Here is a 23,120-nt window from a genome sequence, read left to right as displayed (position 1 = left end):
CATGCCCACCGCGCTCGACATGGCTGGTCCCATCCTGGAAGTGCTTACCTGGTTGTGCCTGCCTGCCGGGCTCGGACTGCTCTTTTACACCGGTTTCCTGCGGCGCTTCGTGCACCCCTGGGATGTTGCCGAGGCCGTCGTGTATTCCGACCGTACCGGTGTTGGCTTCCGCTGGTCCGACCGGAAAGGCCTGGTGCACCAGGCGCCCATGTCGCCCTACGACATCAGGGACATGGCTCCCGGCGACACCCTGCACATCTACTACCATCCCAAGCGTCCCACCCAGTGGCAGTCCACCGTGCCGGAGGAGCCCGGCAGGACGGCGTCTGTCCTGGGCCGCTGCCTGACTGCCATCGGCACCGTGGCGCTGCTGGCCGGCTTCGTCCTGCCGATGTTCTAGGCGCGGCTAGCCGGTCAGGACCACGGCAATGCCCAGGCCGCCCAGGGCTACGCCGGCAAAGGCGGTCCAAAGCACCGCAGGAAGGTCCGCTTCGATGCTTTCGCCCGCGAGGCCGTGGGCCCTGGCCCGGTACCGGCTGCGCTGGGTGAGGTAGATGGCCAGGGCCGCGCCGGCGGAGACCGCAAAAAGCATCAGGATGGGAAACCCGTACACGGGCAGCCAGCGCAGGAAGAAGGCGCTCGCCGTCACCAGCGCGAGCATGGTGCGGCCCCAGGCGAGGGCCGTCCGCTCGGGCTGGAGCCCCGGATCACCGTGCGGGTTGGGGTTGCGGGACGCCATGGACGGTCAGCGCAGCAGGATGAAAACGACTACGACGGCGGCTGCCAGGGCGCCTGCCCCGGCCACCAATGGCACAAGGAGGGGCAGCGGCAGCGGCGCCTTATTGCGCATGCTGCGTTCCACCCTGACCCACCGCACTGCTGCCCCGCTGCTGAGCATCATGCCGAGCAGCAGCAGGAGGACGGCCAGGCCTTTCCGGACCGGCTCCAGGAACAGTCCCGACGTGAATGCCTCGATGGCGATGCCGCCGGCCAGCAGTGCGAGGGACGTGCGGATCCAGGCCAGGAATGTCCGCTCGTTCGCCAGGGTGAACCGCGGATCCGGTTCCTCGCCCCCGGGCAGCAGCAGCTGTGCGATTTTGCCGCGCGGCGGCGGGGCCGTGGCGGGGGTGGGCTGCTCGCTGTTGGTCACGGGGCCAGTCTAGCCGCGGCTACGGCGCCGGCCGGGCCTTGGCCAAGCCGTTGCCTGGTAGGGCAGCTTCCGGGGTAACCAGCCAGCCATCATGCCAGCCGGGAATGCTGCAGCCCGCCACACGGTTGGGGCTGGTATGGAGCGCATCGGATTTCTGTCATTCGGCCACTGGGGACCCGGCCAGGGTTCCCGCACCAGGACCGCGGCGGACGCGCTGCTTCAGGGCATCGAACTGGCTGTCGCCGCCGAGGAGCTCGGGGTGGACGGTGCCTTCTTCCGCGTGCACCACTTCGCCCGCCAGCAGGCATCGCCGTTTCCCCTCCTGTCCGCCATTGCCGCACGCACCAGCCGGATCGAAATCGGAACCGGCGTCATCGACATGCGCTACGAGAACCCGCTGTACATGGCGGAGGAAGCTGCGGCCACGGACCTGATCAGCGGAGGCAGGCTGCAACTGGGCATCAGCCGCGGTTCACCCGAGCCCGCGCGGGAAGGTGCGTCAGCGTTCGGCTACCGCCCGGAGCCGGGGGAGACGGACGCGGACATGGCCCGCCGCCACACTGCCCTCTTCCGCAAGGCCATCACCGGCGCAGGCGTGGCCCAGGCGGACCCGCGCTACGCCGGCGGCGCGTCCGGCCTCCTGCCCGTCCAGCCCCAGTCCCCGGGGCTGGCCGAGCGCATCTGGTGGGGCGCCGGCACCCGCAAGACCGCCGTCTGGGCCGCCGAACTCGGCATGAACCTGATGAGTTCCACCTTGCTCACCGAGGACACCGGCGTACCGTTCCACGAGCTCCAGGCAGAACAGATCCAACTTTTCAGGGACGCCTGGGCGGCCGCGGGACACGGGCACGAACCCCGCGTCTCGGTCAGCCGCAGCGTCCTTCCCATCGTGGATGAAGAGGACAACTACTACTTTGCGGGGAGCGCGCTCCGCGATGGGCGGGACCAGGTGGGCGTCATCGACGGCCTGACCGCCAGGTTCGGCAAAAGCTACGTGGGCCCGCCCGACCAGTTGGCGGAACAGCTCAAGGGGGACACCGCGGTCCAGGCCGCCGACACCCTGCTGCTGACCGTTCCCAACCAGCTCGGTGTGGATTTCAATGCCAAGCTCCTGGGCAACGTGGCGCGGTTCGTTGCGCCCGCGCTGGGTTGGAACCGGCGATCGGTGGGTACGGGTGAAGGGTAAGGAACAACTAGGCGCGAAAGTACCCAGGGAACTCTCTGGAGGGCCGGGCCGTTACTCTTAAGGTGCGGCTTGGGGGCTTAGCGCCCCCAACCAGTGTGACTGCGTACCGGTCATATGACGGAGAGAGAGAAATATGGCTCGCGCCGCCCTAGGCTTTAAATCATGATCCGGCTACGACAGCTGGCCCAGGCGGCCTCCGTGCTTACCACGCCTCTGGCTCCAGAGGACGTCCTTGCCCTCTTCAACCCTGTCTACTCCGCGCGGCAGCTCCGTGGCGTCGTCACCCGCGTGGTGCAGGAGACGGCCCAGTCAGCCACGATCTTCTTCCGCCCCGGCCGCGGCTGGAAGGCGCACCTTGCGGGACAGTGGGCGCGTATCGGCGTCGAACTCGACGGCGTCCGCCATTGGCGCTCCTACTCGCTCAGCGCCCCGGCCGGCAAGGACCCCGCCATCACCGTCACGGACGTCGGTGCGGTTTCCGGCACCCTGGTCCGCACCACCAAGCCCGGTGATGTCCTGTTCCTGGCCCCGCCGCAGGGTGATTTCGTGCTCCCGGAGCATCCCCGCCCCCTTCTCATGGTCACCGCCGGCAGTGGCATCACCCCGGTGATGTCCATGATCCGCACCCTGGTGCCGCGGCGCCCGGATGCCGACGTCGTTCTGGTCCACTCGGCCCGCACTCCCGGCGACAGCCTCTTCCGCGAGGAGCTGGCGGAACTGGCGGACCAGTTCCCCAACTTCCGCCTGGCGCACTGGTACACCGGCGAGCAGGGCCGGATGGACTTCTCCAGCACCAAGGAACTGGACGAGATCTGCCCCGACTGGAAGGAACGGGCGGCCTACGCCTGCGGTCCGGACAGCTTCCTGGACGATGCCGAGGCGCTGTGGAAGCGGGCAGCCCTGACCACGCGCGCGCCGGGGACCGATGTTGCCGTGGCCGGTGATCCAGGCAACCTGATGATCGAACGCTTCAACACCACCTTCAACGCCGGTGTGGGGCACGACGGCGGCCTGGTCACCTTCGAAGCCTCGGACCGGGAGGTGGAGGCCGACGGCGACACCCCCATCCTGGACATCGGGGAGGACGCCGGGGTGCTGATGCCCAGCGGCTGCCGGATGGGCATCTGCCACAGCTGCCTCACCCCACTCCTGGCCGGGCAGGTCCGCGACCTCCGCACCGGGGAAATCCACGGCGAGCCCGGCCAACTGATCCAAACGTGTGTCTCGGCAGCCGCCGGACCCGTCAACCTCGAACTCTGAGGAGCAGTACCGTATGTCTGTCATCTCACCCACAAAAACCACCGCCGCGGGTGCCAACGCCGGCTCCTCACGCACGCGTCCCGGCAAACTGGCCGAATCCGGCAGCCCCACCGTCCGCCCGCCGGCAGCAGCCCACCTCACCGACGAACAGGTGGCGGAGCTGGGCCGTGAGCTCGACGCCATCAGGGACGAGATCCTGGGCAAGCGCGGTGCAGAGGACGCGGCCTACATCCGCCGCATGATCAAGATCCAGCGGGGCCTGGAACTCTCGGGCCGGGCGGCCCTGCTGGTCAGCAAGAACAAGGCCGCCTGGGTCACCGGCACCACCCTGCTGAGCCTGGCCAAGATCCTGGAAAACATGGAACTGGGCCACAACATCCTGCACGGCCAGTGGGACTGGATGCGGGACCCGGATATCCACTCCACCACCTGGGAATGGGACTTCGTCACCCCTTCACGGTCCTGGCAGCACACGCACAACGACCTGCACCACCGCTGGACCAACGTGGTGGGCAAGGACAACGACGTCGGATACAACCTCCTGCGCATGGACGAGCAGCAGCCGTGGAAGCCGATCAACCTTGCCAACCCACTGTTCAATGCCATCCTGGCGCCGGTCTTCGAGTGGGGCATCGCCATCTATGACCTCGAGCTGACCGAGTACAAGGAAGGCACCAAGTCCAAGGAAGCCCTGCTCAAGGACCTCAAAGCCCTGGGCAAGAAGGTGGTCACGCAGTTCACCAAGGATTACGCGGCCACCCCTGCCCTGGCCATGCTGACAGGTTCCGCCAAGCAGGCGCTGTTCGGCACCATCGCAGCCAATGCCATCCGCAACGTCTGGGCCCACGCGGTCATCTTCTGCGGACACTTCCCCGAAGGCACCGACACCTTCACGGAGGAGATGGTGGACGGCGAAACCCGCGGCGACTGGTACGTGCGCCAGATGATCGGCTCGGCCAACATCTCAGGCTCCAAGTTCATGCACCTCATGACCGGCAACCTCTCCCACCAGATCGAGCACCACCTCTTCCCGGACCTGCCCTCCAACCGGTACGCCGAAGTGGCGCCCCGGGTCCGCGAGATCTGCCAGCGCTACGGCCTGAAGTACACCACCGGGCCCCTGCTGAAGCAGGTTGGCTCATCCTGGGCGAAGGTCTTCAAGCTGGCACTGCCCTAAGGGGAAGTCAGTGCCGCTGCAGGCTGGGCGAGAGGACCATCCCGTCCAGCTTGGGCAGCGCATGGCGAAGCCGGTGGTCCGCGCTGCGCATGATGTCTTCCGCCTGGGACAGCTCGATGTCGGCCAGTTCGATGCGTGCCGCGCCCTGCAGCCGGTGGCCGGACCACCGCAGCTGCAGGTCGCGGACGGCCAGCACGCCGGGGGTCTGCTCCAGCGCAGCCTGCGCCCGTGACAGCAGTTCCGGTTCAATGCCGTCCATCAGGCGACGGCCTATGCTGCGCACCGTTCCCCACAGCAGCACCATGATCGCCGCCGAGATGATGATGCCCACGATGGGATCCGCCAGCGGGAAACCGAGCATGACGCCCGCGGCTCCCATCACCACGGCAAGCGAGGTGAAGCCGTCCGTCCGGGCGTGCACGCCGTCCGCAACCAGTGCCGCGGAACCGATCCTGCGTCCCACCCGGATGCGGTAGACCGCAACAGCCTCGTTGCCGGCAAACCCGATGATGCCCGCGGCCATGACCCATCCAAGGTTCTGCAGCGGCTGCGGGCTAATCAGCCGGTCCACCGACTGCCAGCCGGCGACGACCGCTGAGAGGGCCACCACGGCCACGATGAACAGCCCGGCGAGGTCCTCGGCCCGGCCGTAGCCATAGGTGTAGCGACGGCTTGCCCCCTTGCGCCCCAGGACGAAGGCAACCCAGAGCGGCACCGCCGTCAGGGCGTCCGAGAAGTTGTGGATCGTGTCCGCGAGCAGTGCCACGGAGCTGCTGAACAGGACCACCAGGAACTGCAGCATGGTGGTGGCCAGCAGGAGGAACATGCTGATCTTCAGCGCCCGGATGCCTTCGGTACTGGCCTCCATGGCGTCGTCGATGGAGTCCGCGGCGTCGTGCGTATGGGGAACGAAGAGCTCGGACAGCCAGCCCTTGAAGCCGCCGTGGTGGTGATGGCCGTGGCCATGGTCATGCCCATTCCCATGATCGTGGTCATGGCCCTGCCCGTGATCATGGTCATGCGGATGGCTGTGCGTGTGCGTTGACTCATGGTGTGCGCCGCTCATCGGGAGGTCCTCTCTGTGCCCTTGCCGGGAAGGCGGTGGTGGGCCGGTTCGCCGCCCAGGGCGTGTTCTGCCTGGAAGATGGCATCAGCCACGAGTTGCCGTGCATGTTCGTTCTCCAGCCGGTAAAGGACACGCGTCCCTTCCTGCCGGGTGGAGACCATCCTGGCCAGCCGCATCTTTGCCAGATGCTGGGAAACCGCAGCAGGGGACTTGCCCACTGCCTCGGCCAGCGCGCCTACGGCCATCTCGCCGCCCCGCAGGGCCAGGATGATCCGGACCCTCGTGGCATCGGCAAGCATGGAGAAGACTTCCACTGCCAACTCCACATACTGGCTGTCGGTGGCCAGTGAGCAAGCATCACTATCTGCATTCATACGCAAATAATGACATAAGGGAATCCATGCCGGGAAATGCAGGCCCTTGGCCGGGCCCCTGGAGCAGGACCCCTAGAGTAGGAACAGTGCGGGCAGGCGCCCTCTGCCGCCCGCCCTGATCAGTCTCGAAAGGAATACGCTGCGATGGCTTTCATCACCGTAGGTACTGAAAACAGCACCGACATCGAGCTCTACTACGAGGACCATGGCGCGGGGCAGCCCGTGGTGCTGATCCACGGCTACCCGCTGGACGGATCATCCTGGGAGAAGCAGACCTCAGCCCTCCTGGACGCCGGCTACCGCGTCATCACGTACGACCGCCGCGGCTTCGGCAAGTCCAGCAAGCCCACCGACGGCTACGACTACGACACCTTTGCCGGGGACCTCAACACCCTGCTCACCACCCTGGACCTCAGCGATGCCGTCCTGGTGGGCTTCTCCATGGGCACCGGCGAAGTGGCACGATACCTGTCCAACTACGGTTCGGCCCGGATCTCCCGCGCTGCCTTCATCGGTTCCCTGGAGCCGTTCCTGCTCAAGACCGATGACAACCCCGACGGCGTTCCGCAGGACGTGTTCGACGGGCTGAAGGAAGCGGTGACTGCTGACAGGTACGCCTTCTTCACCGATTTCTTCAAGAATTTCTACAACTCCGACACCTTCCTGGGTACCCCGCGCCTGAGCCAGGAAGCCGTCGACGCCAGCTGGAACCTGGCCGCCAGCGCCGGGGCCACGGCGTCGGTGGCCGCGCAGCCCACCTGGCTCACCGACTTCCGCCAGGACATCCCCAAGATCGATGTGCCCGCCCTGATCCTGCACGGCACTGCGGACAACATCCTTCCCATCGACGCCACGGGACGGCTGTTCGCCAAGGCCCTGCCCAGCGCCGAGTACGTGGAGATCGAGGGCGCCCCGCACGGCCTTCTGTGGACCCACGCCGCGGAGGTCAACCAGGCGCTGCTCGGCTTCCTCGCCAAGTAGCCCCCGCCAGCGCCAGCGTAAACGGCGGCGGCCGGGGATCCCGCCGTCGCCGTTTGCTGTGCTGTTTACTGCCTGGTGGCTACCAGAGGCAGCCACCAGGCCTCATTTTCAGGCAGCCAATTCAGTGCAGCGGATTGCCTGGGACATGGGGCTCCTGTGAAATGCGCGCCGGGCACAGCTGTTCGGCAGCGTCCCGAAGTTCACTCGGGCGGAATGGCTTGGTCAGGTAGGCTGCAGCCCCTGATGCCATGCCGGCCAGCACGTCGTCCTCCCCGGAGCGGGCCGTCAGGAAGAGCAGCGGCGCGGCGCTCAGCGCGCGGATGGCACGGGCCGCCACGTGCCCGTCCATGTCAGGCAGGCCGAGGTCCAGGGTGATAAGCATGACGGCGGGATCGGCGGCCGCCACGACGCCCTCGCCGCCCGTGGCCGCGGCCCTGACCTCGAAGCCCGCTCCGGCCAGGACCGTTGAAATGAGATCGCGGATGTCGTCATCGTCCTCGACGACAAGGCAAACACGCTGCTGTTCCATCCAAGCCCCCCAGGCCGAAAAAATTTGGCAACAGTCTATCGCCGCCCATCCCCGTTCGCCGGAATGGTGACTAGCCGTCGTAATGTGTACGGACGGGCCCCTGTCCCAGGGAATTGACCACTGCGGTGGCCACGTCATGCAGCTTGGAATTCCGCGTGCTGGACGCCGTCCTCAGGATGTCGAAGGCGTCCTGCTGGCTGCAGCGGTTCTGCGCCATGATGATGCCTACTGCCATGTCGATGGCAGTCCGGGACTCGAGGGTGGCACGGAGGTTGGCAGCCGTCTCGCTGTAATGGGCGAACCGGACGGCAAGCCGCAGTGCCAGCGACGTCTGGCTGACGAAGTCCTTGGCGAAGTCCAGGATGCGGCCTTCAAAGCGGTGGGCCCGGCGGGAGTACAGCAGCAACGCTGCCTTGGTCTCCCCTTCGAGCCGGAACGGAACGGCTGCCACGGAACGGACGCCCTGGGCCACCACGGCTGCCGTGTATTCCGGCCAGCGGCCATCCTCGGCGAGGTCCGGGGCGTGGACGGTCTCCTGGGCGGCGGAGGCAGTCATGCTGGGCGTTTGGGTGTACTTGTGCTCGAGCCGGCCAATGGATTCGGCATCCTTGCTGCTGCTGGCAACCGTTGCCGCCTTGCGCTGCCGGAGCAGGGTGATGGCGCACAGCATCTCGTCACCAGGCTCGGAAAGGTTGCGCGCAGACACCTGCGCCAACTCATTCAGGAAGTCCTCAACGTCGGAGCTGTTGAGGACCAGTTCGTGCAGGTGCTCTGTAATGGATGTATCGGTTTTTGCTGTTGACTCGCTGGCCACGGTCTTCTGGTGCCATTCGCTCAGGTCAAAACGAGCCAGCTACACACAAAGGGCCCCGCCCTTGGCGGGAACCTGTGATGGTCGCTGGATCGACGAACTTTCCAACGGCCTGCTGCTAAACCGATACCCAGAAGTATATACATCCGTGCACGTGCCAGAACGTCATATTGCCTGCCTCCCGGCGAGCGGATGCTGGCGCCCCCGGCGGGGAACCGGCACAATGAAGCAGGCGCCGGCGCTGCCGCCGACGGGCCGGAATACTGGCGCCATGCCGCGGAGGGACGAAGAACATGACCAGGTTGCTCATCATCGGACCGCCGGGCTCCGGCAAGGGAACCCAGGCAGAACACCTTGCCCGCCATTTCGGGATCCCCGCCGTGTCCACCGGCGAGATCTTCCGGAGCAACGTCAGCCAGGAGACGGAGCTGGGAAACCAGGCGGCCGGGTACCTTGACGGCGGCGACTTCGTGCCGGACCGCCTCACCAACGCCCTGGTGAAGGACCGCCTCCTGGCGGCCGACGTCAAAAACGGGTTCCTGCTGGACGGCTACCCCCGGACAGCGCTGCAGGTGACGGAACTGGACAACATGCTCGCTTCGCAGGGCCGCATGCTGGATGCCGTCATCGAGCTGCAGGCTGGGGATGCCGAACTGGAGCAACGGATGCTCCGGCGCGCCCGGGAGCAGGGACGCACGGACGACACGATCGAAATTTTTCGGCGCAGGCTGGACCTCTACCACCGCCAGACCCATGAAGTAGTCTCGGTGTACGCGGGCCGGGGCATCCTGGTCTCCGTCAACGGCAGCGGCGATCCGGGGGAGATCACGGGACTGGCCATCGCCGCCGTCGAAAAGTTCCTGGCCTCCCCGCGTCCCCCGGCCTGACCGAAGTACCGCACGCACAGCTCCTCTACTGCAACAGAAGGAATCACTGATGAGAATTGCCGTAACCGGCGGAAGCGGAAAACTCGGACGCCATGTGGTGCGCCGGCTCAATGACGACGGGCACCAGGTCCTCACCCTGGACCGGGCAGGGGCGCGGAGCCCTGAGCTGCTGCTGGTGGACCTGCGCAACTACGGCCAGGTGGTGGACGCCCTGCTGGGCGTGGACGACCGGCATGACGGGTTCGACGCCGTGGTGCACCTGGGCGCCATCCCCGCCCCCGGCATCCTGCCGGACGCAGCCACGTTCGAGAACAACATGCTGTCCACCTACAACGTGTTCCAGGCGGCCCGGCGCGCCGGCATCAAGAAAGTGGTGTACGCCTCCAGCGAGACGGTGCTGGGGCTGCCGTTCGACGTCGACCCGCCCTACATCCCGGTGGATGAGGAATACCCGGCCAGGCCCGAGAGCACCTACTCCCTGGTGAAGCACCTGGAGGAACAGATGGCCGTGGAACTGACCCGCTGGGACCCGGAACTGAGCATCACGGGGCTGCGGTTCTCCAACGTCATGGACGAGGCGGACTATGCCCGGTTCCCGTCCTTCGACGCCGACCCCATGCTGCGGAAATGGAACCTGTGGGGGTACATCGACGGCAGGGACGGCGCGCAGGCCGTGGCCCGGGCTCTGGAGAACGCCACACCGGGGTTCGAGGCGTTCATCGTGGCCAACTCGGACACCGTCATGAGCCGGTCCAGTGCCAGCCTTGCCGCTGAGGTCTTCCCGGATGTCAAGGTCACGAAGGAACTGGGCGAGCATGAAACGATGCTCTCCATCGACAAGGCGCGGCGGCTGCTCGGGTTCGAGCCCGAGCACAGCTGGCGGAACCACGTGGCGGCCGGTTCCGGCGCGGCAGGAAACTAAGGGAAAACGCCGCCGCGCAGGACCCGCCAAGGGTTGGCGCAGGATCCTGCAAGGAGCCGGGAGTGCTGCGCTTCCGGCTCCTATCCTTTTGGTACAGGGGGCGGCTGTCCCCTGCCGGAACCCCGCCACCACAAGGACCCCAAAATTCGCACCCGATTCTTTGTGCTCCCCGCCCTCACCGCAGTGCTTTCCGCCGTCGCGCTTTCCGCCGCGGCCGTGCCGGCCGCCGCAGCCGCCGCCGCTGCCACCTCCGGCCGCTACATCGTCCAGTTCCCGGCCGCTGCCGACGTCCCGGCAGAGGCGGCGGGACTGCGCGCCCAGGGCCTTGGCGTCGGCCGGACCTTCGCTCACGCCCTCCGCGCCGCCGTCGTCACCGCCACTCCCGCCCAGGCGGCCGCGCTGGCCATGTCGGGCAAGGTGCTGTCCGTGGAGGCGGACGCCCCCGTCAGCGTTTCCGGAACCCAGCAACCGGCGCCCTGGGGCCTGGACCGGGCTGACCAAAGGACGCTTCCACTCTCCGGTTCCTACTCGTGGACCGCGGCCGGCGCGGGCGTGACCGCTTATGTGGTGGACACCGGCATCCTCGCCTCGCACACCGATTTCGGCGGCAGGGTAGCAGCCGGCTGGACCGCCGTGGCGGACGGTAACGGGACCAGCGACTGCAACGGCCACGGCACCCACGTGGCCGGCACGGTGGCCGGCTCCGCTTACGGTGTGGCCAAGAGCGCCACCCTGGTGCCCGTCCGCGTGCTGGACTGCGGCGGTTCCGGCTACAACTCCGACGTGGTGGCCGGCCTGGACTGGATCGCCGCGAGCCACGTGGCAGGCACACCGGCCGTTGCCAACATGAGCCTGGGCGGGGGCGCCAGCACGGCCGTGGACAGCGCGGTCCAGGGCGTCCTGAACGACGGCGTCACGGCCGTGGTTGCCGCCGGAAACTCCGCCGTGGATGCCTGCACGGCTTCGCCCGCCCGCGTTCCGGGGGCCGTCACGGTGGCGGCGAGCGACTCGGCGGACAAGCAGGCCTCGTTCTCCAACTACGGCTCCTGCGTGGACCTGTACGCTCCCGGCGTCGGGATCACCTCGGACTACTACACCTCGCCCACCGCCACGGCATCGATGTCCGGAACCTCCATGGCCAGCCCGCACACAGCCGGCGCCGCCGCGCTCCTGCTCTCCCAGGATCCTGCCCTGACCCCCGCCCAGGTGGCCGCGACGCTGGTGTCCAACGCCACGGCAGGGGTGGTCGCCGGCGCCACCAGCGGGACGCCCAACCGGCTGCTCTACACGGGCGCCTCCGCAACGGCTGCCGCCCCCGCGCCGGCTCCCGCCCCGGCCATGACTTCGGCTGCACCCGCGGCCAATTCCACGTCGATAGCGTCCGGAACCAACGTAACGGCCACCTTCAGCGCCTCCGTCCAGGGCGTCTCGGCGTCGACGTTCCTGCTCAGGAACGCGGCCGGCAGCACCCTCGCCGCCACTGTCAGCTACAACGCCACCACCCGCACGGCCACGCTCGACCCTGCGGCTAACCTGGCTCCGGACGCAACGTACACCGCCACGCTCGTGGGCGGCAGCTCGGCCATCCGGGACACCGCGGGCACGCCGCTGGCGACCACCAGCTGGAGCTTCACCACAGGTCCGGCACCAACGGTCAGCAGCTACACACCCGGCAGCAATGCCCTCCTGGTACGGCGGTCCAACAACATCAGCGCCACGTTCAGCGAGGCGGTCCAAGGCGTTGCTGCCTCTACCTTCACGCTGCGGAACAGCTCCACCGGCGCAGCGGTGGCAGCCACGGTGTACCGCAACGGCACCACCAACCAATGGATCCTGGATCCCAAGGAACCGCTCGCTGCCAAGACCCGCTACACCGTGACCCTGGCCGGCGGCACCACAGCCATCCGGGACGTGGCCGGAAACCCGCTGGCAAACTGGAGCTGGCAGTTCACCACAGGTTCCTTCTAGCGTTCTGCAGCGCTGACTTCGCTGGGGTGGAGCGGCCGGCCTCCTGGCCGGGATAATGTTCACCCTAGGCAATCAATACGGCGCAGGGACGGGCAGCACTTTGGCACATGAATCGGCAGGCTCCGGAAGCCCGGAGAAGAACAGCGGCTGGTGGCGCACCTTCCACGACAAGTTCGTGGTGGAGGAGCGCTACGTGGATCCGGCCGACCGGCGCCGGCTGTACCGGGCGTCAGTCATCCTGGCCGTGGTGGGGGTGGCGCTGTTCATCAGCACGCTGATCAGCGTGGTTCAGGCGGACGGCCTCTCGTCGGCCGACATCCCCGTGCGCGACTGGCTGCTCGCCGAGCGTTCCGACGCCGTCACGGCCGCCATGATTTTCCTGGCGGTGGTCTTCGGCCCCGTGGTCCTGCCCATCATTGTGCTGGTGGTCATCGTGGCATGGAGCATTGCCGCCAAGCATGCATGGCGTCCCATCCTGCTCGCCTCGGCCATGCTCAGCGGCGTGGTCATCTCGCAGATCATCCTCCAGATCGTCCGGCGTTCCCGGCCACCGGTGGACCAGATGCTCTTCGGCGTGGACCAGACCTTTTCATTTCCGTCCGGCCACGTCCTGGGTGCCTGCGATTTCCTGTTGGTGGGGACGTTCCTGATCTTCTCGCGGCGCAGGAACAACCGCGCCGCAGTACTGGGCTTCATCGGCGCCGGAGTCGGCATCGTGCTGGCTGCCGTGAGCCGCCTTTACCTGGGCTACCACTGGCTCAGCGATGCGCTGGCTTCCTTCTCCCTGTCGCTGCTCATCCTCGGTGGCGTGATTGCCCTCGACACCTGGCGCACGGCCAGGATCCCGGGGGAAGCGATCACGGGAGAGCTGTCCAAAGCGGAGTCTCCGCGGGACTGAGCTGGTCCCTGTCCGCGGGGCTACTCAGGCTGTGACCGTGCGCGTTTGAGGGCGCGGTGCAGCTTCAGGTTCGCAGCCTCCAGTTCCAATACTTTGGCGACGCCGGCAAGGTTGAGTCCCTGCTCCAGGAGTTCCCCGATCCGCAGCAGCACGGCAATGTCATCGTCGCTGTACTGCCGCGTGCCCCCCGCGGTGCGCGAGGGCGTCAGCAGCCCCTTGGTCTCGTACAGCCGGATGTTCTGCTGTCCGGTTCCCGTGAGTTCGGCCGCTACTGAGATGGCATACAGGGCGCGTGAGCCGGGAGGCCTGGGCCCCCGGCCGGCGGCAGATTCGGCCATATCGTCTCCTCCGAAATTCGTGCCTGCTGTCTCTTGCTTCAGTTTCCCACGGGTGCTATAAAAAATCTATATCCACCACCATAGATTCTGGCTGGTGGGTAGGAGCAGATCCGGCACCTGGAAGTTTAAGGAGTAGGAAATGATGTTGATGCGTACGGACCCGTTCCGTGAGCTGGACCGGCTCACGCAGCAGGTCTTCGGGACTGCGGCCCGCCCGGCCGCCATGCCCATGGACGCGTGGCAGGAGGACGGCGAATTCGTCGTGGCGTTCGACCTCCCCGGAGTGAAGATGGATTCCCTGGACCTGAACGTTGAACGCAATGTCCTCACCGTGCGTGCCGAACGCCAGGATCCAACCCAGCCCAATGTGGAGCTGGTGGCCGCGGAGCGTCCGCGCGGCGTCTTCAGCCGGCAGCTGATCCTCGGCGACACCCTGGACACGGAGAAGATCAAGGCAAGCTACGACCAGGGGGTCTTGACCTTGCGGATTCCCGTCGCCGAGCAGGCCAAGCCGCGCAAGATCGAGATCCAGACGCAGCAGGGCCAGCGGCAGGAAATCGGAACCTAGCCGGGGCGGCTGCAGGAAGCCTGCGCCGGGCGGGGCAGCAAGCCGCTCCGCCCGGCACCACGGGAGGGCCGGGATGAGCGACAAGGGAGACTACTACAGCATTCTGGGCGTGGGTGCCGATGCCACGCAGCAGGAGATCGCGCGCGCCTACCGGGCCCTCATGAGAAGCCATCATCCGGACATGGACAGCAGCCTGGGCCAGGCAAACGGAACCGGCCAGGAACCCGCGCAGGAGGCCGAACTCCTCAGGATCATGCAGGCGTTCAGCGTGCTGCGTGACCCGGAGCGCCGCGCCGCCTACGACAGGAAACTGAATTCATCGGCACCCATCATCATTCCCGTCCGGCACGGACCCGGCCGCAGCGAACCGTCCGGACCAGCGATCCGCGTGACGCCGGTCCGCTGGGAAAGCGGCCCCTGGGCCTGACACACCCCGAGGAGGACAACCGCATGAGCGACTGGCGCCGCTACGACTCGCCCCTGATCCCGGCCTTCCATGAGCGCTTTGAACAGCGCTGGGGCAAGGGCACCGCCCCCTTCCTGGACCCCGAGGCACATGAAGAGCCGCTGCCGCGTGCCCAATGGATCAACCCGGCAACAGGCGCCGCACTGGCCGTGGTGCCGGTCTGGACGGCGGAGGACACGCAGCAGCGCTCCTTCGGGGTGTTCTACCTTCCGCCCGCGGGTGACATTTGGATGCTGCGGCCTGGGTACACCGGCTACCTTGAACCGTCCGACGGCGACACTGAGCACCTGGTGACCCTGCGCAACGACGCCTTCCGCAAGGCCGTGGCACATGCGAAGGAGTTCCTGTTCGGCTCCCAGTAGGCGCCGGAGGGGCGCCGCGGAGATTCTCCTCGTAAGCTGCCCTCCGCTGTGCCATTGTGGGACGTACTCCAATTACCGTCACAAAGGCTGAACCTCCATGCACATCTCCGCCAAGGACCTCGCAGCACTCATCCCCCAGGGGTTCACGCTTGGCGTCGCCACCGCAGCATTCCAGATCGAGGGCGCACTGGACGAGGATGGCCGCGGGCCGGCGGGCTGGGACGTCTTCGCCGCCAGGCCCGGGGCCATCGTGGACGGGCACAGCCCGGTAGTGGCCACGGACCACTACCACCGCATGCCGCAGGATGTCGCACTCCTGAAGCAGTTGGGCGTGGACTCCTACAGGTTCTCCTTCTCCTGGCCGCGCATCCAGCCGGGCGGAACCGGTCCGGCCAACCGGGCCGGCCTGGCCTTCTATGACCGGCTCCTGGACGAGCTCCTGGACAACGGCATCTCGCCCATGGCCACGATCTACCACTGGGACACGCCCCTGGAACTGGATGAAGCCGGCGGCTGGATGAACCGGGACACCGCCTACCGCCTGGGGGAGTACGCCGCCTTGGCGGCGGAGGCGTTCGGGGACAGGGTGGCCCGCTGGGTGACCATCAACGAGCCGGCCACCGTGAGCGCCAACGGTTACTCATTCGGGCTGCACTCACCGGGCAAGGAGTTGGCCCTGGGGGCTTTTCCCACGGTCCACCACCAGTTGCTGGGCCACGGACTCGCCGTGCAGGCCCTCCGCGCGGCGCGCGTGCCCGGCGAGATTGGCATGACGAACGTCTACTCGCCCATGGTGCCGAATTCGATCAATCCCCTGGACAAGATCAGTGCCGGGCTGATGGACCTGGGACAGAACCGGCTCTACGCGGACCCGGTCCTCACGGGCAAGTACCCGGACCTCATCCGTGCCGCCAAGTTCTTCAGCTCCTTCGAGCACCCTGAGGAGGACATGGAAATCATCTCCCAGCCGCTGGACTTCTACGGGCTCAACTACTACATGCCCACCAAGGTGGCGGCGGGACCGGGCGGCGGCGCGGTGCCGTCGAGCATGGCGGAGGCCATGGGCAGCGACCTCACCGCCACGGGCAGCGGTGCAACCCCGTTCCATGTGGAGACCTGGCCGGAGGCGGACATCACCGCCTACGGCTGGCCCGTCAAGCCGGAGTACATGGCGGTCGCGCTCAAGGAGATGGCCGAACGCTACCCCAACCTTCCGCCCGTGATCATCACCGAAGGCGGAGCGAGCTTCGAGGACATCATTGTGCGGGACAAGTCCACCAACACCAGGTTCATCCCGGACGAGCGCCGGCTTAAGTACATCTCAGACCACCTCGAAACCGCCCTGCGCGCCACGGCTCCGGGCGGTGAGGCCGCGTCCGTGGACCTGCGGGGATACTATGTGTGGTCGTTCCTGGACAACTTCGAGTGGTCCGCCGGCTACAACCAGCCGTTCGGCCTCCTGCACGTTGACTTCGAGACGCTGGAGCGGACGCCCAAGGCCTCCTATTTCTGGTTCCAGGAGCTCATTGAGGAACGGAACCTCGCGGCAGCGGCGGACGCCGCGATTGCACAGGCGGCGGTTCCGGAGGTCCTTGCAAGTGAAGCGCCCGACGACGGCGCTGCCCTGGGTGCCAGCGCCTAGGTCAGGCGTGGTGCAGGGCGGGCCGTTGTGGGCCAGGGTCAGAGCAGGTCGAGCATCGCCAGCTGTTTGGCGATGCCGGCGCCGTCCGGCGAGTAGATCCACGGCACCCGGGACGTGGTGTGGTCGCCGTCCTCGGAGTGGCCGCCGGCGAACACCGACTCACTGATGGACAGCTGCCGGATGGCGATGGCCGCCACCTTGTCCGGGTTCTGCGCGGCAAAGGCTGAGTAGATCGCTTCATCGTGCTGGCCGTTGTCGCCAATCAGGAGCCACCGCATGTCCGGGAACTCCTGCGAGAGCCGCTCCAGGTTGCGGTGCTTGTGTTCCTGGCCGCTGCGGAACCAGCGGTCCTGGGTCAGCCCCCAGTCCGTCAGCAGCAGCGCGCCCTTGGGGTACATGTTGCGGTTGAGGAACCGCGCCAGGGTGGGTGCGGCGTTCCAGGGCCCGGTGGACAGGTAGATGACCGGGGTTTCGGGGTGCTCAATGGTCAGCCGGTCCAGCAGCACTGCCATCCCGGGCGTGGCCATCCGCGCCCGCTCGCTGAGCACGAAGGTGTTCCAGAGGGCAAGGAAGGGCCGCGGGAGGGCGGTCACCATGACGGTGTCATCGATGTCCGAGACGATCCCGAACTTCACGTCCGGGGCGATCACCTGGATCAGGGCCTCGGCGGGCTCCGTTCCCTCCGCCCGCAAGACTGCTGTGTGCCAGCCGGGCGACAGCTGGACATCCACTTCCGTGTCGATCAGGCCGCCGCGGTCCGCCGTGACGTGGGTGACGGTGCCGTCGATGGTGATTTCGACGTCGCTGTACTGCAGCGGCACGCTGGTAAAGGCCCGCCAGCCGCGGATGTTCTGGTTGCCGTTCCTTGCTTCGTGTTCGGCCTTGCTGCCCGGCGCAGGCTTCCGCGTCAGCAGTACCCGTCCCAGCACCCGCACCCGGGTGGTGGAGCCGTAGCCCTGGTAGGCGATGGTCTGGGGAACGAAGTTCCAGCGTTGGGCCAGCTGGATCCGCACGTCGTTGACGGCGTCGGAGAGCCTGTGGGCCAGCCGGAAGACCTGGTTTCCCGAGAGCGCATTATCCATGGCACCACTCTGCCACAGGGTGCGGCGGAGCCCGCTGCAGGCGGTGTTCCGTGGCATCAGCCGTCTCCAAGGAGGCGCTTCAAAGTCTCCGCGTTGCGCACGGCGTTGCCGCCGCCGTCGTTGTTGAAGTACGCGTAGACGTCAAGGCCCGCGCCCGCCCACTCCCTGATCCGGTCCGCCCACCAGTGCAGGTCCGCGTCCGAATACGACCCGCCGTACAGGTGCTGCTGGTCCGGCCCGTGCAGCCGGACATAGGCGAAAGGGGCTGTTGTGCGCAGCGTGCAGGGAAGGTTGGCGCCGCTCATGATGCAGTAGGCGGCCTGGTGGCGTTCCAGCAGCGCAAACACCTCGGGGCTTTCCCACGTGGGGTGCCGGAATTCCACGGCCACCCTGATCCAGGACGGAACCGCCGCCAGGAAGTAGTCCAGCCTCGCGTCATCCCGGGCCAACTGCGGCGGCAACTGGACCAGCAGCACGGCCCTTTTGTCGCCGAGCTCATGCCAGCACCGGGCAATGCGCTCCACCCACACCTCCGGGGAGTACAGCTTCCGGGCGTGGGTCAGCCCCCGCGGAGCCTTGACGGACATGCTGAACCCGGGCGGCAGGCGCCTGTTCCAGCCGGCGAAGGTTGTGTCGCGCGGCCACCGGTAGAAGCTGGCATTCAGTTCCACGGTGTCGAACCGGGAGACATAGCACTGCAGCCTGTCCCGGACGGGCAGCCCCGGCGGGTACAGGACGTTTTCCCAATGGTCGTAGCTCCAGCCGGAGGTGCCGATGTGGATTGCCATTTGCCTCAGGCTACACCCGCAATTTCCCCCTCCCGCGGCACCTGTGTGTGGCAGGGTAATGACATGGCGCGAATTGAGGACTACGCGGTGGTGGGCGACCTTCAAACCGGAGCCCTGGTCAGCAAGGAAGGCTCGATCGACTGGCTCTGCCTGCCACGGTTCGATTCGCCGGCCTGCTTCAATGCGCTGCTGGACACTCCAGATGCGGGCCGCTGGCTGCTTGCGCCCGAAGGCGGCGGCACCTGCACCCGGCGCGGCTACCGTGACGGCAGCCTGATCCTTGACACGGAATGGGAAACGCCCGAGGGGACGGTCCGGGTCACCGACTTCATGCCGCCGCGTGACTCCGTAGCCGACATCGTCCGGATCGTGGAGGGGATCAGTGGCACCGTCAGGATGCACGGCGAGCTGACCCTGCGGTTCGATTACGGGCACATCGTCCCCTGGGTCCGCCGGGACAAGTATGGCCTGCACGCGATCGCCGGACCGGACGCGGTCTACTTCGTTACCCCTGCGCCCCTGCACGGCGAGAACATGCACACGTTCAGCGACTTCACCGTCAAGGCAGGGGAGAAGGTGCCGTTCGTCCTCACCTGGGCGCCCAGCCACGTGGGGCGTCCTGTCACCGTGGAGGCCGAAAAGGTCCTGGAGAGCACGTTTGCGTTCTGGCGCGGGTGGGCTTCCCAATGCACGTTCCAGGGGCAGTACCAGGAAGCGGTGCTGCGTTCCCTTGTCACGCTGAAGGCGCTGACCTACGGCCCCACCGGCGGAATCGTCGCAGCCGTCACCACCTCTTTGCCGGAGCAGCCCGGAGGACAGCGCAACTGGGACTACCGCTACTGCTGGCTGCGGGATGCCACCATGACGCTGCAGGCCCTGCTGGCGGCAGGCTACACGGCGGAGGCTGCCGCCTGGCGGGACTGGCTGCTGCGGGCCGTGGCCGGTGACCCTGCCGACCTGCAGATCATGTACGGGATCCACGGTGAGCGGCGGCTGCCCGAGATGGAGCTGAGCTGGCTGAAAGGCTACGAGAATTCGACCCCCGTGCGCATCGGGAACGCGGCGGCGGAACAGTTCCAGCTGGATGTCTGGGGCGAGGTGCTCGACTGCCTCGCCCTGACGCGCAACTCGCTGCTCAAACACACCGACGAGGCCTGGGACGTGCAGGTGGCCCTGATGGAACACCTCGAAACCATCTGGGACCAGCCGGACAACGGGCTCTGGGAAATGCGGGGCCCGCGCAGGCACTTCACCCATTCGAAAGTCATGGCCTGGGTGGCGGCCGACCGCATGGTGAAGGGGGTGCGTGAATCCGGCCTGCCTGGTCCCGTGGAGCGGTGGGAGGCGCTGCGGGACACGATCCGTGAAGACATCATGGCCAACGGTTTTGATGCGGAACGCAACACGTTCCTTCAGTCCTACGGCCGTCCCGAGCTGGACGCCAGCCTGCTGCTGATCCCCCGGGTGGGGTTCCTGCCGCCCGACGACCCCCGGGTGGTCGGGACCATCGAGGCCATCCAGCAGGAGCTGACGCAGGACGGTTTCGTGCTGCGGTACCGGCCGGAGAAGAGCGACGACGGCCTGCCGGGTGATGAGGGTGTCTTCCTGGCCTGCTCGTTCTGGCTGGTGGAGGCGCTCCTGGGTGCGGGCCGGCGGGAAGAGTCCAGGGAGCTCTTCGAGCGCCTGCTGGAACTGCGGAACGACGTGGGGCTGCTCAGTGAGGAATGGGCAGTGAAGGCCCGGCGCCAGCTGGGCAACACACCCCAGGCCTTCAGTCACTTCGCCCTTGTGACTAGCGCTCTTGAGCTGCATCAGGATACGGTTCGGCGCAGTGATACCCCCATTCCGCCGGACAGGGTGGATTCGCGCTGAGGCGGCGCGGGCCGGGGCTGGAACTTCTCCTTCGCGGAATAGATAAGTATACTTACCAACACCTCACGGTGTGTTCCCAAGCATCGCGCCGTGATTGACCGAGGAGTGATAGCAATGGCCGGACATTTTGAGCTCGTGGACGCCCCCGACGGTGGTTACCGCCTCAGGATGCTGGACGGGGCCGGTAACCTGATGGCCATCTCAGTGACCTTTCCAACCAAGAGGGCGGCTGTCGCCGGCGTCGCCATGGCGCGCGAAATTGCCGGCACCGGCCTGATCCGGGACAAGAGCCACGACGGTGCGGGCTCTGTCATCCGTGACCGCGTGCGGCCTGTCAGCGTACCCAAGGAGGAAGCGGCGAGGCGCAAGAAGGTGCCTGCGGCACACAAGAAATTGCCCACGGCACGTGGGGCGGTAGTGGGCTGATGGCCGCCGCACCACCCCCTGGCGGCCGCCGCCGGGGGGTTCTCTTTGACGTCGACGGGACGCTGATCGATTCGTCCTACATCCACACCCTCTCGTGGTGGGGTGCGTTCCGGCAGTACGGCTACGATGTGCCCATGGCCAACATCCACCACTTCGTGGGGATGGGCGGAGTCAGGCTCGTGGACAACCTGCTTCCTGACGGCCGGGACCGTTCCGAGGATGAAGACATTATGGCCAGCCATGGCGCGCTGTATGCCTCGCACTGGCCTTCCCTTCGGCCGTTCGACGGCGTGAAGGACCTCCTGGGCCAATGCCACGCCGGCGGCCTGGCGGTGGCGCTCGCCTCATCGGCCCGAGAGAAGGACCTCCAGGTGATGCGCCAGGTGCTGGATGCCGATGCCTTCATCGACGCTGCCACCAGCGCCAACGACGCGGCGGAAAGCAAGCCGGCCCCCGACATCCTCCAGGCGGCGCTGGACGCCGTCGGCATGGACGCCGGGGACGCTGTCTACGTGGGGGACGCGGTCTGGGACATGAAGGCAGCCGCGGCGCTGGGCATCCCTTCGATTGGGCTGACCTGCGGGGGAATCAACGCGGCAGAACTCCGGGATGCCGGGGCCGCCGAGGTCTACAGCGGCCCCCGCGACCTGCTGGACAACCTTGGCTCCAGCGTGATCGGCCGGCTCCTGGCCCTGCAGCCGAACCCCTGAGGACCGCCGGCTTGCCTCGGAGCGGCTGGCCTTAGAGCGGCTGGCCGCCCGGCACCGGGCCCTCCCCCCCTGCCACCGCGGGCTTGGCCCAGGACACGGCCACCTTGACGGACCCGTCGTCGTTCCGCTCGACGTCGGTAACGATATCGGCGGCCGGCGCGCCCATCTCGCTGATCCGGGTGCGGTAGGTGTTCACCAGTTCCGCCAGGCTGGCTTCGGTCCACTCGCCCGGCCGCATGCGCGTGGAGATCTCGACTGGTTCCGGCTGGTACAGCGACATGGCGTTCCTCTTTCGTTCGCAATCCGGTCATGCCTGGGTACGTGGCCCTTCCAACGCTAGAAGCAGCGGCCACGGACCACAAGTATTTGATCAGCATGCTTACTTTTCCTGCGAAAAGCAGATAGCGTCGAAGGACACTCTGCAACGAAAGGGAGACTGTGAAAGCACTGACGTGGCAAGGAAAACGGTCGGTAAGTGTGGAAGAAGTGCCCGATCCGGTCATCCAGGAACCGACGGATGCGATCATCCGGATCACGTCCACCGCCATCTGCGGCTCGGACCTGCACCTGTACGAAGTCCTGGGCCCCTACATGCACAAAGGCGACGTGATCGGCCACGAGCCGATGGGCATTGTGGAGGAGGTGGGCAGTGGCGTCTCCAACCTCCGCAAGGGCGACCGCGTGGTGGTCCCGTTCAACATCTCCTGCGGCTCCTGCTTCATGTGCAAGCAAGGCCTGCAGTCCCAGTGTGAAACCACCCAGGTGCGGGAGAAAGGCTCGGGCGCGGCGCTCTTTGGCTACTCCGAACTCTACGGCTCCGTCCCTGGCGGCCAAGCTGAGTACCTGCGCGTGCCGCACGCCGACTACGGCCCGGTCAAGGTGGGCAGCGAGCTTCCGGACGAGCGGTACCTGTTCCTCTCGGACATCCTTCCCACCGCCTGGCAGGCCGTGGAATACGCGAACGTTCCGGCGGGCGGAACCCTGACCGTGTTCGGTTTGGGACCCGTGGGCCAGTTCGCCGGCCGGATCGGCGTGCACCAGGGCTTCCGCGTGATCGGCGTCGACCCCGTCCCCGAACGCCGCGCCATGGCTGCCCGGCACGGTGTGGAAACGCTGGACTACAGCAAAACCATCGGCGACGAACTCCGGGAGATGACCGGCGGGCGAGGCCCGGACGCGGTGGTTGACGCCGTCGGAATGGAAGCCCACGGCTCGCCCGTGGCCGGTTTCGCCCACCAGGCGCTGGGGCTCCTGCCGGACAAGCTGGCGCAGAAGGCGATGGAGACCGGCGGGGTGGACCGCCTGGCCGCGCTGCACGCCTCCATCGACGCTGTGCGCCGGGGCGGCACGCTCTCGCTGAGCGGCGTGTACGGGGGACAGGCCAGCCCCATGCCGATGCTCACCATGTTCGACAAGCAACTCCAGGTGCGGATGGGCCAGTGCAACGTGCGGCGCTGGACAGACCAGCTGCTGCCGCTGGTGGAGGACGACGCCGATCCGCTGGGTGTGATGGACCTGGTCACCCACCGCTCCAACCTCGACGGTGCGCCGGCACTCTACGAGAAGTTCCAGAAGAAGGAAGACGGCTGCATCAAGGTGGTCCTCAACCCGGCGGCCTGAGCCGCTAAACCAGCAGCAGGCGCCGTTATGGAGGTCC

The 23,120-nt window shown here is 67.0% G+C and carries 27 protein-coding genes; 17 read left to right on the top strand and 10 right to left on the bottom strand.

From position 1 onward, the window contains the following. Position 1 precedes the first annotated feature (1 nt). Positions 2-400 (top strand): hypothetical protein, encoded by a 399-nt coding sequence (locus tag K4G53_RS00295; protein WP_221383497.1) that lies wholly within the window; start codon positions 2-4, stop codon positions 398-400. 6 nt (positions 401-406) lie between these two features. On the opposite strand, the gene K4G53_RS00290 is transcribed toward K4G53_RS00295, so the two are convergent. Both K4G53_RS00290 and K4G53_RS00285 read right to left on the bottom strand, forming a co-directional pair. Next, entirely contained in the window at positions 407-739 is a 333-nt protein-coding gene (locus K4G53_RS00290; RefSeq protein WP_221383496.1) for a DUF202 domain-containing protein, read from the bottom strand. A gap of 6 nt (positions 740-745) precedes the next feature. Continuing rightward, positions 746-1,150 (bottom strand): DUF202 domain-containing protein, encoded by a 405-nt coding sequence (locus tag K4G53_RS00285; RefSeq protein ID WP_221383495.1) that lies wholly within the window; start codon positions 1,148-1,150, stop codon positions 746-748. 136 nt (positions 1,151-1,286) lie between these two features. On the opposite strand from K4G53_RS00285, the gene K4G53_RS00280 reads away from it, so the two are divergent. From K4G53_RS00280 to K4G53_RS00270, 3 genes are all read left to right on the top strand, one after another. Continuing rightward, entirely contained in the window at positions 1,287-2,336 is a 1,050-nt protein-coding gene (locus K4G53_RS00280) for an LLM class flavin-dependent oxidoreductase (RefSeq protein WP_221383494.1), read from the top strand. A gap of 162 nt (positions 2,337-2,498) precedes the next feature. Beyond that, complete coding sequence (locus K4G53_RS00275; RefSeq protein ID WP_221383493.1) at positions 2,499-3,596, top strand: ferredoxin reductase; 1,098 nt, start codon at positions 2,499-2,501, stop codon at positions 3,594-3,596. Positions 3,597-3,609: 13 nt separating this feature from the next. After that, a complete protein-coding gene (locus K4G53_RS00270; RefSeq protein ID WP_221383492.1) occupies positions 3,610-4,773 on the top strand; it encodes an acyl-CoA desaturase in 1,164 nt (387 codons plus the stop codon). Between the two features lie 7 nt (positions 4,774-4,780). Here K4G53_RS00270 and K4G53_RS00265 read toward each other — a convergent pair whose 3' ends face one another. Together K4G53_RS00265 and K4G53_RS00260 are read right to left on the bottom strand one after the other, a co-directional pair. Next, a complete protein-coding gene (locus K4G53_RS00265) occupies positions 4,781-5,839 on the bottom strand; it encodes a cation diffusion facilitator family transporter (protein ID WP_221383491.1) in 1,059 nt (352 codons plus the stop codon). After that, positions 5,836-6,213 carry a metalloregulator ArsR/SmtB family transcription factor gene (locus K4G53_RS00260; RefSeq protein WP_221383490.1) on the bottom strand — a complete coding sequence of 126 codons (378 nt, stop codon included), beginning with the start codon at positions 6,211-6,213 and terminating at the stop codon, positions 5,836-5,838. Before K4G53_RS00260 ends, K4G53_RS00265 begins: the two co-directional genes overlap by 4 nt. Before the next feature lie 144 nt (positions 6,214-6,357). Between K4G53_RS00260 and K4G53_RS00255 the strand changes: the two genes are divergently transcribed. Then, complete coding sequence (locus tag K4G53_RS00255) at positions 6,358-7,194, top strand: alpha/beta fold hydrolase (protein ID WP_221383489.1); 837 nt, start codon at positions 6,358-6,360, stop codon at positions 7,192-7,194. A 121-nt stretch (positions 7,195-7,315) separates the two neighbouring features. On the opposite strand, the gene K4G53_RS00250 is transcribed toward K4G53_RS00255, so the two are convergent. Then, complete coding sequence (locus K4G53_RS00250; protein ID WP_221383488.1) at positions 7,316-7,723, bottom strand: response regulator transcription factor; 408 nt, start codon at positions 7,721-7,723, stop codon at positions 7,316-7,318. A gap of 70 nt (positions 7,724-7,793) precedes the next feature. Beyond that, complete coding sequence (locus K4G53_RS00245; protein WP_221383487.1) at positions 7,794-8,537, bottom strand: GAF and ANTAR domain-containing protein; 744 nt, start codon at positions 8,535-8,537, stop codon at positions 7,794-7,796. A 290-nt stretch (positions 8,538-8,827) separates the two neighbouring features. Here K4G53_RS00245 and K4G53_RS00240 point away from each other — a divergent pair, with 290 nt between their 5' ends. From K4G53_RS00240 to K4G53_RS00225, 4 genes are all read left to right on the top strand, one after another. Then, complete coding sequence (locus tag K4G53_RS00240; protein WP_221383486.1) at positions 8,828-9,421, top strand: adenylate kinase; 594 nt, start codon at positions 8,828-8,830, stop codon at positions 9,419-9,421. A 49-nt stretch (positions 9,422-9,470) separates the two neighbouring features. Then, positions 9,471-10,343 (top strand): NAD(P)-dependent oxidoreductase, encoded by an 873-nt coding sequence (locus K4G53_RS00235; protein WP_221383485.1) that lies wholly within the window; start codon positions 9,471-9,473, stop codon positions 10,341-10,343. Positions 10,344-10,505: 162 nt separating this feature from the next. After that, entirely contained in the window at positions 10,506-12,311 is a 1,806-nt protein-coding gene (locus K4G53_RS00230) for a S8 family serine peptidase (RefSeq protein WP_221383484.1), read from the top strand. Positions 12,312-12,411: 100 nt separating this feature from the next. Then, the gene (locus K4G53_RS00225; protein ID WP_221383483.1) at positions 12,412-13,209 is read left to right on the top strand and encodes a phosphatase PAP2 family protein; all 798 of its coding nucleotides are present in this window, start codon (positions 12,412-12,414) and stop codon (positions 13,207-13,209) included. Between the two features lie 20 nt (positions 13,210-13,229). Here K4G53_RS00225 and K4G53_RS00220 read toward each other — a convergent pair whose 3' ends face one another. Then, positions 13,230-13,547: a MerR family transcriptional regulator gene (locus K4G53_RS00220; RefSeq protein ID WP_221383482.1), complete on the bottom strand. Its 318-nt coding sequence runs from the start codon at positions 13,545-13,547 to the stop codon at positions 13,230-13,232. A 142-nt stretch (positions 13,548-13,689) separates the two neighbouring features. Between K4G53_RS00220 and K4G53_RS00215 the strand changes: the two genes are divergently transcribed. From K4G53_RS00215 to K4G53_RS00200, 4 genes are all read left to right on the top strand, one after another. Continuing rightward, entirely contained in the window at positions 13,690-14,115 is a 426-nt protein-coding gene (locus tag K4G53_RS00215; RefSeq protein ID WP_221383731.1) for an Hsp20/alpha crystallin family protein, read from the top strand. A gap of 73 nt (positions 14,116-14,188) precedes the next feature. Continuing rightward, the gene (locus K4G53_RS00210; protein ID WP_221383481.1) at positions 14,189-14,542 is read left to right on the top strand and encodes a J domain-containing protein; all 354 of its coding nucleotides are present in this window, start codon (positions 14,189-14,191) and stop codon (positions 14,540-14,542) included. A gap of 23 nt (positions 14,543-14,565) precedes the next feature. Next, entirely contained in the window at positions 14,566-14,943 is a 378-nt protein-coding gene (locus tag K4G53_RS00205; RefSeq protein WP_221383480.1) for a hypothetical protein, read from the top strand. A 97-nt stretch (positions 14,944-15,040) separates the two neighbouring features. Continuing rightward, a complete protein-coding gene (locus K4G53_RS00200) occupies positions 15,041-16,585 on the top strand; it encodes a glycoside hydrolase family 1 protein (protein WP_221383479.1) in 1,545 nt (514 codons plus the stop codon). Between the two features lie 38 nt (positions 16,586-16,623). Here K4G53_RS00200 and K4G53_RS00195 read toward each other — a convergent pair whose 3' ends face one another. Together K4G53_RS00195 and K4G53_RS00190 are read right to left on the bottom strand one after the other, a co-directional pair. After that, positions 16,624-17,724 (bottom strand): App1 family protein, encoded by a 1,101-nt coding sequence (locus K4G53_RS00195; protein ID WP_374226130.1) that lies wholly within the window; start codon positions 17,722-17,724, stop codon positions 16,624-16,626. After that, on the bottom strand, positions 17,724-18,455 hold the full coding sequence (locus K4G53_RS00190; protein WP_221383478.1) for a DUF72 domain-containing protein: 732 nt from the start codon (positions 18,453-18,455) through the stop codon (positions 17,724-17,726). The genes K4G53_RS00195 and K4G53_RS00190 overlap by 1 nt, the downstream gene beginning before the upstream one ends. A 63-nt stretch (positions 18,456-18,518) precedes the next feature. On the opposite strand from K4G53_RS00190, the gene K4G53_RS00185 reads away from it, so the two are divergent. The 3 genes from K4G53_RS00185 to K4G53_RS00175 all read left to right on the top strand — a co-directional run bounded on the left by K4G53_RS00185 (position 18,519) and on the right by K4G53_RS00175 (position 21,463). Beyond that, positions 18,519-20,327, top strand: a complete 1,809-nt coding sequence (locus K4G53_RS00185; protein WP_221383477.1) for a glycoside hydrolase family 15 protein — start codon at positions 18,519-18,521, stop codon at positions 20,325-20,327. 114 nt (positions 20,328-20,441) lie between these two features. Next, positions 20,442-20,753, top strand: a complete 312-nt coding sequence (locus K4G53_RS00180; RefSeq protein ID WP_221383476.1) for a hypothetical protein — start codon at positions 20,442-20,444, stop codon at positions 20,751-20,753. Further along, positions 20,753-21,463, top strand: a complete 711-nt coding sequence (locus K4G53_RS00175; protein ID WP_221383475.1) for an HAD family hydrolase — start codon at positions 20,753-20,755, stop codon at positions 21,461-21,463. Before K4G53_RS00180 ends, K4G53_RS00175 begins: the two co-directional genes overlap by 1 nt. A gap of 31 nt (positions 21,464-21,494) precedes the next feature. Here K4G53_RS00175 and K4G53_RS00170 read toward each other — a convergent pair whose 3' ends face one another. Continuing rightward, a complete protein-coding gene (locus tag K4G53_RS00170; protein ID WP_221383474.1) occupies positions 21,495-21,743 on the bottom strand; it encodes a hypothetical protein in 249 nt (82 codons plus the stop codon). A gap of 158 nt (positions 21,744-21,901) precedes the next feature. On the opposite strand from K4G53_RS00170, the gene K4G53_RS00165 reads away from it, so the two are divergent. Beyond that, positions 21,902-23,083, top strand: a complete 1,182-nt coding sequence (locus K4G53_RS00165; RefSeq protein ID WP_221383473.1) for a zinc-dependent alcohol dehydrogenase — start codon at positions 21,902-21,904, stop codon at positions 23,081-23,083. Positions 23,084-23,120 lie beyond the last annotated feature (37 nt).

The sequence above is a fragment of the Arthrobacter sp. MAHUQ-56 genome, assembly GCF_019710585.1.
Lineage (GTDB): Bacteria > Actinomycetota > Actinomycetes > Actinomycetales > Micrococcaceae > Arthrobacter.
Note: the sequence above shows the minus strand (reverse complement) of the source record. Positions and strands in the feature narration are given on the sequence as shown.